Source organism: Streptomyces sp. NPDC086080 (assembly GCF_044540255.1).
In the GTDB taxonomy this organism is placed as follows: domain Bacteria; phylum Actinomycetota; class Actinomycetes; order Streptomycetales; family Streptomycetaceae; genus Streptomyces.
Window position 1 is genome coordinate 82,469 of sequence record NZ_JBITRU010000025.1, and the last position, 13,211, is coordinate 95,679.

General features: G+C 69.6%; 12 protein-coding genes. 3 read left to right on the forward strand and 9 right to left on the reverse strand.

Going from position 1 to position 13,211, the window contains the following annotated elements; genetic code table 11:
• Window positions 1-59 precede the first annotated feature (59 nt).
• The 6 genes from ACIF9R_RS26405 to ACIF9R_RS26430 all read right to left on the reverse strand — a co-directional run bounded on the left by ACIF9R_RS26405 (window position 60) and on the right by ACIF9R_RS26430 (window position 6,935).
• On the reverse strand, window positions 60-1,256 hold the full coding sequence (locus tag ACIF9R_RS26405; RefSeq protein WP_399984810.1) for a hypothetical protein: 1,197 nt from the start codon (window positions 1,254-1,256) through the stop codon (window positions 60-62).
• Between the two features lie 106 nt (window positions 1,257-1,362).
• Window positions 1,363-2,370 carry an SCO2521 family protein gene (locus tag ACIF9R_RS26410; RefSeq protein ID WP_399984812.1) on the reverse strand — a complete coding sequence of 336 codons (1,008 nt, stop codon included), beginning with the start codon at window positions 2,368-2,370 and terminating at the stop codon, window positions 1,363-1,365.
• 30 nt (window positions 2,371-2,400) lie between these two features.
• Window positions 2,401-3,366, reverse strand: coding sequence for an SCO2522 family protein (locus ACIF9R_RS26415; protein WP_399984814.1), 966 nt, complete (start codon window positions 3,364-3,366; stop codon window positions 2,401-2,403).
• A complete protein-coding gene (locus tag ACIF9R_RS26420; RefSeq protein WP_399984815.1) occupies window positions 3,363-4,280 on the reverse strand; it encodes an SCO2523 family variant P-loop protein in 918 nt (305 codons plus the stop codon). Before ACIF9R_RS26420 ends, ACIF9R_RS26415 begins: the two co-directional genes overlap by 4 nt.
• Before the next feature lie 3 nt (window positions 4,281-4,283).
• Window positions 4,284-6,128, reverse strand: coding sequence for an SCO2524 family protein (locus tag ACIF9R_RS26425; protein ID WP_399984816.1), 1,845 nt, complete (start codon window positions 6,126-6,128; stop codon window positions 4,284-4,286).
• Between the two features lie 54 nt (window positions 6,129-6,182).
• Complete coding sequence (locus tag ACIF9R_RS26430; protein WP_399984817.1) at window positions 6,183-6,935, reverse strand: SCO2525 family SAM-dependent methyltransferase; 753 nt, start codon at window positions 6,933-6,935, stop codon at window positions 6,183-6,185.
• A 335-nt stretch (window positions 6,936-7,270) separates the two neighbouring features.
• Here ACIF9R_RS26430 and ACIF9R_RS26435 point away from each other — a divergent pair, with 335 nt between their 5' ends.
• Entirely contained in the window at window positions 7,271-7,819 is a 549-nt protein-coding gene (locus ACIF9R_RS26435; protein ID WP_399984819.1) for a GNAT family N-acetyltransferase, read from the forward strand.
• Window positions 7,820-7,850: 31 nt separating this feature from the next.
• Here the strand turns inward: ACIF9R_RS26435 and ACIF9R_RS26440 are convergent, their stop codons facing one another.
• Together ACIF9R_RS26440 and leuA are read right to left on the reverse strand one after the other, a co-directional pair.
• A complete protein-coding gene (locus ACIF9R_RS26440; RefSeq protein ID WP_399984820.1) occupies window positions 7,851-8,552 on the reverse strand; it encodes a TerB family tellurite resistance protein in 702 nt (233 codons plus the stop codon).
• Window positions 8,553-8,738: 186 nt separating this feature from the next.
• Window positions 8,739-10,460, reverse strand: coding sequence for a 2-isopropylmalate synthase (gene leuA / locus ACIF9R_RS26445; protein ID WP_399984822.1), 1,722 nt, complete (start codon window positions 10,458-10,460; stop codon window positions 8,739-8,741).
• A 326-nt stretch (window positions 10,461-10,786) separates the two neighbouring features.
• Between leuA and ACIF9R_RS26450 the strand changes: the two genes are divergently transcribed.
• Entirely contained in the window at window positions 10,787-11,857 is a 1,071-nt protein-coding gene (locus tag ACIF9R_RS26450) for a M4 family metallopeptidase (protein ID WP_399984824.1), read from the forward strand.
• A gap of 20 nt (window positions 11,858-11,877) precedes the next feature.
• Window positions 11,878-12,144, forward strand: a complete 267-nt coding sequence (locus tag ACIF9R_RS26455) for a protealysin inhibitor emfourin (RefSeq protein WP_399984825.1) — start codon at window positions 11,878-11,880, stop codon at window positions 12,142-12,144.
• 396 nt (window positions 12,145-12,540) lie between these two features.
• Here the strand turns inward: ACIF9R_RS26455 and ACIF9R_RS26460 are convergent, their stop codons facing one another.
• Window positions 12,541-13,179: a suppressor of fused domain protein gene (locus tag ACIF9R_RS26460; protein WP_399984826.1), complete on the reverse strand. Its 639-nt coding sequence runs from the start codon at window positions 13,177-13,179 to the stop codon at window positions 12,541-12,543.
• Window positions 13,180-13,211: the final 32 nt, after the last annotated feature.

A 13,211-nucleotide genomic window follows, 5' to 3' on the forward strand; every position in this document is an offset into this window, starting at 1 on the left:
GCGTGGGGTGGCATGCGGCTGCGACTACTCCCCGGGGAGTACCGGTCCGGACCGCCGGATCACCCCTGGTCGACCATCCAGGTGCCGTCCTCCTCGTCGTCGACCCGTACCTCCAGTTCGCGCACGCCCATGCCGGCCTCCCACAGCTCCCGGAAGCGTTTCATCCGGTCCTGGACGTGGTCCGGTCGGGCGATGAGCCGGGTTCTGATGTTGACGTCGCGCAGGTCCTGGTCGATCTCGTAGGAGACCGCCTCGTCGTAGACGATGAAGTCGTTGGTGGTGCCGCGCAGCAGGTGCGGCGGCAGCTCCGGCAGGACGGCCACGCGCACCTCGATGTGCAGGATCTCCTGTTCCTCGCACAGCCGCAGCAGCCGGTCGTCCAGCTCCCGTGCGCTCTCCAGCAGGAACAGCCGCCGCACCGGGACGCCGTTCTCGATCGCCTCGCGCTGGGCGTGCAGGTAGCGGCTGGCGGGTTCGCTGCTCCAGAACTCGCGGTCGACGGAGGTGCTGGTGGCGCAGATGGCCTCCTGCGCGGCACGCGTGAGGGTCAGCATCCAGTCGTGGTTCTCACCGGGGCACTCGGCGGTCAGGGTGGTGAGGTCCGTCATCTGGCCGATCACCCGCTGCATCTCCATGCGGACGAAGGAGGAAAGGATCGGCAGGCTGGGCGCCAGGACCTCGGCGAAGTTGGTGGCCAGGTCGGGCACCGGTTCGACGCGGACGCGTGCCGGGGCCGGCCGGGGTTCGGCGGGGCGGGCCGACGGAACGAGACGGGTCTCGACGAGTTGCTTCATGTCCTCGGTGTGCCGGGTCAGTCCACTCTGCAGCTCGTCGTAGCGCCGCAGTCCGTCCCGCACGGTGGCGGCGGTCTCGGCCAGCAGGTTCTCCGCCTGCCGTGCCCGTTCCTCCGCCGACCGGTCCGGGCCCGGGAGGACGTACGGGACGACTACCGCGGCGACCGCGACGAGTCCGGCGGCGCCGAGTTGCCGTGCGAGAGGGTCCTCCGGGCTCAATAACGCGGCGACGCCCCAGGCGAGCAGGCCGACGACGAGGCCGGCCAGTAGCCTGCGGGGCCACGGTGCCGGATCGGTCTCCCGGCCGGCGTCCCCCGCCGTGGCGGTGGCCGGTGGCCGGCGCGCGGCGCGGGGCGGAGCGGGCCGGCGGGGTGTCCTCCGGGCTCCCGGGTCGTCTGGTGTGTTCACGGTGGTCGGCGGGCCGGCCGTGTCGTCGGACTGGGGTGGCTGTGCCGTGCTCATCTCGCTTCTCCCCCCGGTTGGGAAACACGTCGGTTCGGGGTGCGGGAAGGTGCGGGGGCCCCGGTCGAGTCCGCTCACGGCTGGTGGGCGTCTCGGTGGGGCCGGATCAGGACGTCGGCTCCACCTCCCGGTACGCAGGGGGGATCGCGTGCAGGGTCAGCTGGTCGCGGACGCGTTGCACCAGGGCCAGCCACTGTCGGGTGAAGCCCGGTCGATCCTCCAACACGGCCCACAGTGGGGTCAGTTCACTGGACACGCGGGCCATGGGCATCCACAGATGCAGCAGATGGTCGACGGCCGGCCGCAAGGCCCCGACCACGGCGGGGAGGGCGTCCGCGGGGCCCGGCCGCGGCCAGGGACGCGGTTCGCCGGGTCCCAGGCGGATGCCGTCGAGGATGCGGACCACGGTCGTCAGCAGCCAGTCGTGCAGCGCGATATCGTCGCAGAGCCCGGCTATGTCGGCACTTCGGGTGCCGTCGGGGACCCGCAGCCGTACGGTGCGCAGGTCGTCCTCCGCGAGGGTGAACCGTTCGAGGGTGGGGCCGTCGCCGTGCCGTGCGGGCAGGGCCACCCAGCGCAGCCGGGTGGGCCGGGACCTGAGCGGCGGCCGATGGTCGAGCAGCGGGTGCCGCAGCAACCGCGTCTGCAGTCCGGCCGCGATCAGCCCGACGTCGAGGTCGCCGTGCCGTCCGCCGCCGAGCAGGCCCTCGGCGACCGCCTCGTGGGGCAGCCTGCCGAAGGGTTCGACCACTCCGGGCCGTACCAGGTACTGGCCCCAGGGCCGGCGGTGGTCGGGGCCGGTGGCGGGGACACGGAAGTGCGCGGAGGTCTGCAGGACGCGCCCCTCGGTGAGCGAGGCCCGGGCGGTGACCGTGCCGACCGCGCGGACTCGGGCACCGTTGGAGCTGGGGAGCGGGCAGTCGACTCCGGTGAGGGTGTCGGGGGACCGTCCGTAGAGGTTGGGGCGTTCGGAGACCAGGACCCGCTCGTCGGCGCGCAGGCGCAGCAGCTGGGCGGCGGCACGGCTGTCGAGTGCCTGTCCGGCGGGCAGCAGACAGGTCCGGACCTCACCGCAGGCGAGCACGGCGCGTGATGTGGTCTCCCCCGGCCTCATGTCAGGGCCCCTCGTGCGACCGGCCGCATGTCATGCCCCCTCGTAGAAGAGGTAGGAGATTCGGTCGGCCACCGGGTCGGGTACGGGCACGGCCTCGCGGGCCGACCGTTCGGCGACCTGGCGCAGCGCTTCCGGGTCCACGTCGGTCCGGTCGAGGATCACCCGGACGGCGTGTTCGACGGGCAGGAAGCGGTTGGGCAGCACGGAGCAGGTCCGGTAGGCGGAGAAGGGGGCCGCCCGGGCGTTGAGCTGGACGAGCGTGGGCAGTTCGTCCCAGTCGTCCGGGAAACCGGCGGCGGTGTGCGGGTGCGGGTCGAGGACGGCGTCGCCCTGGTGGCGCAGCAGCCCCAGACGGGCGAGTTGCCACACGGCGGCCAGGAAGGGGCAGGACCAGACGCGTTGCCCGTCCGGGGTGTCGTTCCAGAGCTCGACGTCCAGGAAGACGGAGTGGCGGCGGGCCGCGGTCTCCGTGGGCGGCTGCCAGGCGGTGGCCTGCCTCATGGCCTGCGGGGCGCGCGCGGCAGGGCTGCGCACCCCGTTGGCCAGCCAGCCGGTCTGTGCGGCCGGAGGGCGGTTGCCGTAGCTCCCGGGCGGCGGTTCCTCGACGATACGGCCGGCCACCGCCTCCGCGATCGGCACCTTGCCGGTGACCGCGCAGCCGGACTCGCGAGCCAGGTAGTCGACCGTCAGGCCGGCCCGGCCGGCCTCCGCCAGCAGGAGGGGGATCAGTTCGGCGGGGCTGGAGAAGCGGGTGAAGTAGTCGTCGATGAGGAAACAGGTGCTGATCCGGGGGCGTTTGCCGCCGGCCCGGTCGGCCGCGGCCGTGCGCGCCGCTTCCACCCAGGGACGTACCCGCTCGAAGTGGCGGCGCAGGTGGTCCGGGCCGGCTTCGAAGTCCTCCATGTAGAAGTGGCCGATTTCCAGGGAGAGATGGGACAGCGGCACCGACTGGGTCCGTGGTTCGGCGGTGGTTTCGCGGAACACCGCGTCCGTCATGGCCGCCCCCAGTGGGAGTCGTCGGTCAGCCGCCTGGCGATCTCCTCGAGCGCTTCCAGTGTCTCCTTGTTGGCGATCTGAGTGGAGAGCACGTCGTCCTCGGTGATCAACTGTTCGCGCCACTGCAGGATGGGTTCCAGCGGTACGGTGCCGAGGACCACGCTGTCGCCGATGCGCTGGTCGGCGGCGAGTCGGCGCAGCACCTTGTTGCAGGACTGCATCCAGGCTTCCTGGGCGTGCGAGACCTGTGACCACAGGGGCGACTCGGGGTCGGGTACGGCGGCCCGTACGAAACGGATGTTGCCCTCCAGGGTCTCCTTCTCGTGTCCGCGGCCGACGCCGCTGTGGAGGATGCCGTTCTCCTTGTGGACGAGACCGGCGGCGGCGATGACGTGCTGGTGGGTCCAGCGGTGGAAGACGAGCCAGCGGTAGGGGACGTGGCGCATCCGGGGGTTGGCCGTCGCCGCCAGGACCAGGTCGACGGCGTAGCTGCGGCCGGCGCTCAGGTCCACCACGACGACGTCGAACTCGCCGTTGAGCCGCAGCAGGAGATCGGTGCACCGTTCCAGGGCGTACTCGCCGGTGGCGAATTCACCGCCGCCTTTGTCTCCGGGGTAGAGGACCAGGCGGCCGGACTGGTTCTGCCGGGCCCGCAGCATGGGGTGTTCGGTGTGCCGCCAGATGTCGATGCCGGCCGGCTCGTCGACCTCGCCGTCGAGGTAGGAGTGCAGGCCCCGCTCCTCGGCGCCTCGCATCGCGCTGGGGACGTCGAAGACCGCGGCGGCGGTCGGCGATCCGAAGTCGAAGTCCAGGTAGGCGACATGGTCGCCGGTCAGGGCGCGCTGGTAGGCCAGATTGGCGCTGGTGACCGAGCGGCCCGTGCCTCCCTTGTCGGAAGCGGCGAAGACGAGCACGGCTCAGCCCTCCTGTGCGGCGGCGTCCCGGGCCTGGGCCAGGGTGTCGAGTTCCTGAAGCACGGGCAGGGCGAGCGCGAAGGCGGTGGCGGGCCGGTCGTCGACCAGACCGCGGGCGTGGTCCAGGCGGCTTTCTATGCTCCGCATGGCCCGGCCCCGGCTCCCGTCGGCGGCGGCGGTGGCCTCCATCTGTTCCTTGCCGAACAGGTGTGTGGCCTCGCTGAGCAGGTCCCGGGCGAGCTCGGCGAGTTCCGGGCTGCGGATGGGCTGCTGCTCGTACATGTTGCGCGCGGCGACCAGGCACTCGGTGACGCGTTCGGTGATGCTCCAGGACAGCCGGCGGGTGATGCCGTGCGCGTCCGGGTAGACGGCCCGGACGTTGTCCCAGAGGCCGGCGCCCTCGCCCTCCGCGATTCTCCGGTTCCACAGGTGCTCGAAGGTCTGCTCGGCGAGGCGCAGCAGCCGGTCCTGGGCGTCGATGCTGCGGGAGAGTTCGGCGAGCTGGACGGTCCGCTTGAGCAACTGGGCGGAGAAGTCGGTCATCCGCCACTGGAGGAGCGACCCGGAGCGTTCGGATCCGGCGAGCGGCATCAGGACGCCCGGGTCGTGCAGCCGGACGACGGGATCGTTCCTCGTCATCCGGCTGGTGACACGGCCGCGGTCGGCGAGGCGTTCCATGATGGCGACGGTGCGGGTGAGGTCGTCGTCGGTCGCTTTCCGGCGGACCAGGTCGTGGACGAGGATGGCCGCGACGGTCAGGGAGAAGTACTCCGACTCCAGGCGCAGTCCGGTGGTCTGCCAGGGCAGGTCCTCCAGGGGCCAGCGCTCGCTGCCGAAGCGGGCGACGGCGGACCAGTACTGCTGACTGAGCTCCCAGCGCAGCCGCAGCGCCTCGGCGAGTTTCTGCTGGTCGGCGTCGAGCAGGCCCAGGGTGAGGGTGCGCTCAGAGAAGAGGTCCTGGATGCCGTCCAGGGCGACCACGGTGAAGTACACGTAGGGCAGCCGGTCGGCGATGCCGTCGGGCTGGCCCGGTACCTGCACGTCCAGGTCGGTGATCCGCGGCGCGTCCTTGACCACGCCCCAGGCCCAGCCGCACTCGAAGAGCTGGGTCTCGTCGCGGATGCTCTCGTCGACCTGGATGCCGCGGCTGAGGCTTTCGATGATGGTGGCGCGCAGCGGACGGAAGCGGCGGGAGAACTGCTGGAGCACCGCCCGGTCGGAGTGTCTGTTCTGGCCGATGACCTGGATCAGCCGCCGGCCCTGTTCGGACTCGGCGTCGAAGACGTTGACGGTGAAGGAGCGCAGCAGGCTGATCATCGCGGCGGTCAGCCGTGTGTTGGTGGCGTCCCGCAGCTCGCCGAGGGCTCTGCGCACTTCGGGGCGGGTGGTGCTGGTCTCGTAGACCTTGAGGAAGCCCAGGGTGGCGAGACAGAGCGTGACGGACATGGAGTAGGAGTCGACGACACCTAACTTGCCCTGTTCGTAGGTGAGTTCCTCTTCGGTGTCGACGGGCTTGAAGTACGGTCCGCCGGCGAAGGTGGGGCTGTCGTCGGGCCCGGTGTAGGTGCGCATGAACTGGGTCAGCGCGGTGATCAGGTTCGGGGGGATCTCCAGCCGGCTGCCGACCCGTTCCAGCGCACGCAGGACGTCCTGCTCGGTGGTGTCCGGCTGGTCCAGGCGGAAAGCGGGGATCTCGGTGGCGGGATACAGCAGGCAGAGCAGCCGCTCCGCGTCCGCGACGCTGCTGAGCCCGTCGGTGTCGCCCCAGAGAAGTTTGCCGTCGTCGAACGAGTGACGTGCCGCCGCCCGCCAGATGTCCAGCAGATGCTGGCGTGGCTTGATCTGCATCCCCCTACCCCTCGCACAGATCCGGTTGCCCGTGTGCAGACATGGTCCCCGTTCCTACGGGGTGGCAATCGCCGTATTCCGCCGTCCCAGGGCGAGGATCATTCCCTCGTGTCCCGGCCGCACCATGTGGTGCAGATCGTGGATGTCCAGCTCGTCGACGTAGCCCTCCAGGTTCTCCCGGACCCGGTCCTCGTTCACCCGGTAGGCCGGATACCGGTGGTCGCCGACCTGGTAACCGACCGACTCCTTCATGAAGGCCGCGGCGAACGGAGCACCCTCGTTCAGGGCGCCCATGAAGCAGGTCACGCCCCGCCGGAACTCGTCGGGGCACTCGGACATGGAGTCGGCGACGAAGAACATCGTCCCGATGTCCCAGCGCCGCTGTCCGTCGAGGTCCAGGAGGTTGCCCCGCTCCACGCGGACGATCTCACTGAACCGGCTCCGCGGCTCGACACCGCGGTAGGCGGCATCGTCGCGCAGGACCTCCCAGAACGGATCCCACACCACGTCGTACCCGGCCGGCGACGCCTGCTTCTCCAGATACTCGACGTTGGGGCGGGCGTATTCGAGCAGGAGGACCTTCTCGCACCAGGGCAGCATGGACAGCGCCGGATAGAGGTTCGCGCCGGCGCCGACGTCGACACCCCGCACCGCGTCCGGTACCCCGTTCGCGTAACAGCCGCTGAAATAGTCACGCATCAGTCGCACGATCAGCAGATCGACCTCGAGCGGAGTGCGGTAATTGAGGTCGACATAGGCCTCTGGATCGAACTTCGACCACGGGGCGTCGGCGTTTCGGTCCATCATCACCCTGCCGCGTTCCATTCAGTGTCGGACAAGACCGTGTGCCCTGTCTGCGCGTCCTGGTGAACGTCGGCAGGCGAAACAGCATCTCCGGTTCCCGCACGGTAGGACGCTGGGGCATGCGGAGACAGCCAGGAACACGCCAGTCCTCACTGAACGGGCGCACACCAGGCGCACGTCAGCACATCTCTGCACACCTGAACTCGCCCTTGCACGCGGTGAATTGGAGGCTCACTCTAGCCAGAAGAAGTCACCGGCCGCCACCGGGAGCCGTGAATCCCCCGGTGTGAACGGCCGGTGCGTCGCGTTGACGTCCGCACGTCCCGACTGGGGGTGGCATGACCGCCGAACCACTGGAGCGCACCCTGGACCACGACGGGCCCCTCGTGGAATCCGCCGGGTTCCCGGGGGCCCGTAGTCCGTCCCTGCGGGCGGCACGGGAGTCCGACCTGCCCGAACTGCGCCGGCTCGACGAGGAGGTCTTCCAGGAGGTCGCCTATCCGGCCTTCCTGCTGCGCCAGCTCTACGACATGTACGCGGAACATCTGCTGGTTCTCGACGAGGGCGAGGGCCGGCTGCGCGGCTATGTACTGGCCGCCACCACGGCGCTCAACCGGGACAGCTGGATTCTCGGTCTGTGCGTGACCCGGAACCGCCGCCGGCACGGACTGGGCCGGGAGCTGATGACGGAGGTCCTGGCCCGGCTGCGCAGGGACGGGATCGAGCAGGTCCGGCTGACCGTGGAGCCCGCCAACCGGCCCGCGATCCGGCTCTACCGTTCCCTGGGTTTTCGCCCCGAACCCCCTGACGACGGGCTGCGCCGCGACTACTTCGGTCCCGGCCAGGACCGCCGGATCATGCATCTACGACTCCCCCGGGACAGCTGAGCCACCGCATCGGCGGGACGGCGAGCCGCGGTCAGGACGGCGTCCGTGCCGCCGTCAGTAGGCGGGTCACGTCGGTCGCGCAGATGGTGAGGGCCGCGCCGACCGTGGCGAGGGCGTCGCGTTCGGCGGGGGTGTAGGGGCCGTCGGCGAGGGCGATGCGGGCGCCCTGGAGGAGGATCGATTCACGGCCGGGGGCGGCGAGGTGGGGGGCGAGGGGGTCCAGGGCCTCGTGGAGTTCGATGGCGAGGCCCGCCGCGCAGGGTTCCCCGGTGAAGCGGCCGGTGTCCGCCTCCAGCGCCTCGACGAGCGCGGCCAGCTGATCCTCGGTGCAGTCGTCGAAGCCGGCCGCGCGCACCCCGGTGGCGGCCGTCTCCAGGGAGGCGCGGGAGCAGATGCCGCCCGCGGTCAGGACCGCGAGGGCGACGGTGTGGACGGCGTCGCGCAGCATGGCGGAGAAGCGGGTGGTGGTGGGGTGGTCCAGGACGTCGGTGCCGTAGTGGCGGCGGCAGGCGGCGCACTCGACGGTCGGCGCGGACTCGCCGCGCGGCAGCAGCGGCACGCCGAGCAGGGTGAAGCGGCGGCGCCCGGTGAGCCTCTGGTAGTTGCGGTCGCCCCCGCAGCCGGGGCAGAAGAACTCCCCGTCACCGACGGCCGTCCACGCGGTGCGGGTGCCCAGCAGACGCGAGAGTCCGGAAGCAGCGGTACGGCCGGTGGGTCCCCGATCTGGCAGCACGTCGCACCTCCGTCAACGCCACAGCACCATCGCCGCGCATGCGTGATGTTAGCCACATCGACGAGGCTGAGTCAGTACCCTGGACGAGACGCTTCCGTGATCTCCACGACTATTGGCCGGTAAACGACGGAGGCCCCGCCCGCCGGCAACGGCGGACGGGGCCCTCGGATCCCGCGAAGCCGCTGTTCAGCGCGCCGCGCGGTTGACGGCCGAGACGACGGCCTTCAGCGAGGCCCGCGTCGTGTTCGCGTCGATTCCGATGCCCCACAGCACCTTGTCGCCGATCGCGCACTCGATGTACGAGGCGGCCTGCGCGGAGGCGCCCTCGCTCATGGTGTGCTCCTGGTAGTCCAGCAGGCGTACGTCGATGCCGACGGCGCCCAGGGCGTCGAAGAAGGCCGAGATCGGACCGTTGCCGGAGCCGCTCAGGGTGGTCCGCTCGCCGTCGACGGTGGCCTCGACGGTGAGGGTGTCCACACCGTCGCGGTCGGTCGTGGACTGGCCGTTGGCGACCTGGATACGGCCCCACGGGTTGTCCGGGTTGGGCAGGTACTCGTCCTGGAAGACGTCCCAGATGGCCGTCGGCGTGATCTCCCCGCCCTCGGCGTCCGTCTTCGCCTGGATGATCTTCGAGAACTCGATCTGCATCCGGCGCGGCAGGTCCAGCTTGTGGTCGTTCTTCAGGACGTACGCGATACCGCCCTTGCCGGACTGCGAGTTGACGCGGATGACCGCCTCGTAGGAGCGGCCGACGTCCTTCGGGTCGATCGGCAGGTACGGGACCGCCCACTCGATGTCGTCGACGGTGACGCCCTTGGCCTTGGCGTCGGCCTCCATCGCGTCGAAGCCCTTCTTGATGGCGTCCTGGTGGGAGCCGGAGAAGGACGTGTAGACCAGGTCGCCCACGTACGGGTGGCGCGGGTGGACCTCCATCTGGTTGCAGTACTCCCACGTACGACGGATCTCGTCGATGTCGGAGAAGTCGATCTGCGGGTCGACGCCCTGCGAGAACAGGTTCATGCCCAGGGTGACCAGGTCGACGTTCCCGGTGCGCTCGCCCTGGCCGAACAGGCAGCCCTCGACGCGGTCGGCGCCGGCCATCAGGGCCAGCTCGGCGGCGGCGACGGCCGTACCGCGGTCGTTGTGCGGGTGGACCGACAGGCAGACGTGCTCGCGGCGGGACAGGTTGCGGCCCATCCACTCGAAGCGGTCGGCGTGCGTGGACGGCGTGGAACGCTCCACGGTGGCGGGCAGGTTGAGGATGATCTCGCGGCCCGGTCCCGGCTGATAGGTGTCCATCACCGCCTCGCAGACCTCCAGCGCGAAGTCCAGCTCGGTGTCGGTGAAGATCTCGGGGCTGTACTGGTAGCCGAACTCCGTCTCGTCGCCCAGCAGTTTCCCGGCGTACTCCATCACCAGGCGGGTGCCGTCGACCGCGATCTGCTTGATGTCGTCCTTGGAGCCGCGGAAGACCACCCGGCGGAAGACGGGCGCGGTGGCGTTGTACAGGTGGACGGTGGCGCGCTTGGCGCCCTTCAGGGACTCCACCGTGCGCTCGATCAGGTCCTCACGGGCCTGGGTCAGTACGGAGATGGTGACGTCGTCCGGAATGGCGTCCGGGTCCTCGATGATCGAGCGTACGAAGTCGAAGTCGGTCTGGCCGGAGGCGGGGAAGCCGACCTCGATCTCCTTGTAGCCCATCTTCACCAGCAGGTCGAACATGGCGCGCTTGCGGGCGGGCGACATGGGGTCGATCAGGGCCTGGTTGCCGTCGCGCAGGTCCGTGGAGAGCCAGCGGGGGGCGGTGGTGATCCGCTGCTGCGGCCAGGTGCGGTCGGGGATGTCGACCTGGTCGTAGCGGCCGTACTTGTGGATCGGCATGGACGTGGGCTGCTGGCGGTTGGCCATGATGCGTGGGCTCCTCGGGGGTCCGCGGGGTGTCCTGGGGACGGCCGACGGCGCAACGCCAAACTCCGCGGGGAGGGGGTCGGCCTAGTACAGGCCCTCGCCGCGGCAGCTAAGGAGGAGCAGCCCGAAACGCATGATGCTTCGCAGCTTAACCGAGTCGCCCACCGTGCGAGGTCTTGTATCAGTATGCGGGACCACGGGGATGAAATGGACAAAAAGTGCCGTATACCACTCCACCGGGCCGGCGGAGACGGAGTGGCGGAGGATTTCATCAATCATGGTTGCGGGGGGTGACAGGTTCGTGACGCAGTGCGAAGGTTCCGGACATGACCAGCCACGGGGGCTTCGAGCCCGTCTTCTGCACGATCATCCCGCCACATGTCCTCGACCGGCTCGCACAGGCCGACGACCCCGCGCTCTCCGGACCCGCGCGCCGCACCATCCAGCGCGACGCCATCGAGCGCACCCGGCGCCATCTGACCACGGTGGCCGGCGCCCCGGCCGTCGCGCTGCTCGCCGACGCCGAGCCCGGCAAGCCGCACCGCACCGTGTACGACGCCCGGCACGGCACCGAACTGCCGGGGACGAGGGTGCGCGGCGAGGGGGACGAGCCCGGCCAGGACGCCACCGTCAACCGCGCCTACGCCGGTCTCGGCGCCACGTTCGAGCTGCTGCTGACGGCGTACGGGCGCGACTCCATCGACGGCGACGGGCTGCCGCTGGACGCGACGGTGCACTACGACGAGGACTACAACAACGCCTTCTGGAACGGCGAGCAGATGGTCTTCGGCGACGGGGACGGGGAGATCTTCCTCGACTTCACCCACGCCGTCGACGTCATCGGCCACGAACTCGCCCACGGCGTCACGCAGTACACCGCGAACCTGACCTACTACGGGCAGCCGGGCGCGCTCAACGAGTCGGTGTCGGACGTCATCGGCGCGCTCATCAAGCAGTACACGCTCGGCCAGACCGCCGACGAGGCCGACTGGCTGATCGGGGCCGGACTGCTCGCCCCGCGCGTCACGGGCAAGGCGCTGCGCTCCATGAAGGAGCCGGGCACGGCGTACGACGACGACGTGCTCGGCAAGGACCCGCAGCCCGCGACGATGGACGACTACGTCCGCACCGGCCGGGACAACGGCGGCGTGCACATCAACTCCGGCATCCCCAACCATGCCTTCTACCTGACGGCCACCACCCTCGGCGGGCACGCCTGGGAGCGGGCCGGGCAGGTCTGGTACGACGTACTGACCGGCGGCGACCTCAAGCAGGACGCGCTGTTCGTGGACTTCGCGACCCTGACGGTGAAGGCGGCCCGCGCCCGCTACGGCGACGGCGACGAACTTCAGGCGGTGACCAAGGCATGGGAGCGGGTGGGGGTGCGGACGCTGTAGTTCCGTACTAGACACGGAGCATGCGTATTCAGGTACGGCGCACAGGCGGCTTCGCGGGCATCGAGCGCCAGGCGGAGGTGGACACGGCGGGCCGCCCCGACGCGCCCGAATGGCACGCCCTGGCCGAACACGCCCTCTCCACCGCCCGACACACCCCACCCCCCGGCGTCCCGGACGGCTTCACCTACCGCATCACGGTGGACAACAGAACGGTGTACTGCGCCGACCCCGTCCTCACGGAGGCCCAGCGCACACTGATCAGAAGGGTGCTGAAGGAAGGCGCTTGAGGCTGTCCCGGGCCTGAAGCGCCCTCTCACCGTCACCCCGGCCTCCGGCTTGGAGGCCGGGGCCGGCTTGCCGCCGTCGCGTCAGGTTGCGTGCCAGGCGTACGCAGACTTCCGCGTCACCCGTAACCTGCGGGCACCTCCATCGGCCGCACACTCTGCTCGAACATCGCCGCGGCCCCAAAGCGCACTGCTTCACGATTTGCCCGCCCGCAGCGGTCAGACCGCCGTGATCCGCGTACCTCATGACGAGGATGGACAGACTTGTCAAGACCCAGTCAAAAGATGAGCAGCACCGCCAACGCCCGCTGTCACCCAACCCTTTCAACCTCAGCGTCAAACACCTCGGAGGCCCCGCTGGAAGTTTCAGCCGGGCCTCTGACGCAGTATCCAGGATCATTACGCTACCGGAGCACGAGCAGGATCGAAGCGATCCCACGCCAGGTTCCAAAGCGCATCAAATCCATGCGAGTAGGCAAACTCCCGCTCCGATGAATGAATCGGATAGGCGCCGACAATATCGACCAGATCCAGCACTTTTGTGCCACCCTCAATGCCGCCCAGATCGAGCGGCCCCGATCCAAGCTCAACGGCGGGTTCAGCCAAGACAATGCTGTTCATGGAAGAACCTCCAACATACGGTTCTTTGTAACCGAGAACCTGCCCCGGATTAAAGGGGCAGATGCCCCGCAACGCGGCAACCACCCTTGCAGGAACCTGGGACCATTCGACGTCACCAGAGCGGACGGTGACGCATAGTTCACGCCCCCTTTTCCCCCAATCCGGATGACTGGACAGGGAGAGTCCGTAGGTGAAACCCGTAACGTATCCGGGCTCCGGTGTTCCGACGTATGAGATGGCCCGAACCGGCCCATCCCCCCTCACCCGCGGTTCAACATCGCTGATGACAGGCTCCACACCGGTGAGCGCAGAGAGCAGCTCGCAGTATCGACCGAACCGGTCAGGCGTGTCACGGCCAGCCATCATGCCCCCTGAGTCTGCACTGATCCCGAAACGGGTGGGTGCCGCCGGAATCATACACGGCAGCACCCACCCCCACTACATTCTCT

Excerpts from the sequence above, each read along its gene's own strand:
- ACIF9R_RS26460 (WP_399984826.1), bottom strand. The coding sequence starts at position 13,179 with ATGATTCCGGCGGCACCCACCCGTTTCGGGATCAGTGCAGACTCAGGG.
- leuA (WP_399984822.1), bottom strand. The coding sequence starts at position 10,460 with ATGGCCAACCGCCAGCAGCCCACGTCCATGCCGATCCACAAGTACGGC.
- ACIF9R_RS26425 (WP_399984816.1), bottom strand. The coding sequence starts at position 6,128 with ATGCAGATCAAGCCACGCCAGCATCTGCTGGACATCTGGCGGGCGGCG.
- ACIF9R_RS26435 (WP_399984819.1), top strand. The coding sequence starts at position 7,271 with ATGACCGCCGAACCACTGGAGCGCACCCTGGACCACGACGGGCCCCTC.
- ACIF9R_RS26405 (WP_399984810.1), bottom strand. The coding sequence starts at position 1,256 with ATGAGCACGGCACAGCCACCCCAGTCCGACGACACGGCCGGCCCGCCG.
- ACIF9R_RS26455 (WP_399984825.1), top strand. The coding sequence starts at position 11,878 with ATGCGTATTCAGGTACGGCGCACAGGCGGCTTCGCGGGCATCGAGCGC.
- ACIF9R_RS26450 (WP_399984824.1), top strand. The coding sequence starts at position 10,787 with ATGACCAGCCACGGGGGCTTCGAGCCCGTCTTCTGCACGATCATCCCG.
- ACIF9R_RS26430 (WP_399984817.1), bottom strand. The coding sequence starts at position 6,935 with ATGATGGACCGAAACGCCGACGCCCCGTGGTCGAAGTTCGATCCAGAG.
- ACIF9R_RS26410 (WP_399984812.1), bottom strand. The coding sequence starts at position 2,370 with ATGAGGCCGGGGGAGACCACATCACGCGCCGTGCTCGCCTGCGGTGAG.
- ACIF9R_RS26415 (WP_399984814.1), bottom strand. The coding sequence starts at position 3,366 with ATGACGGACGCGGTGTTCCGCGAAACCACCGCCGAACCACGGACCCAG.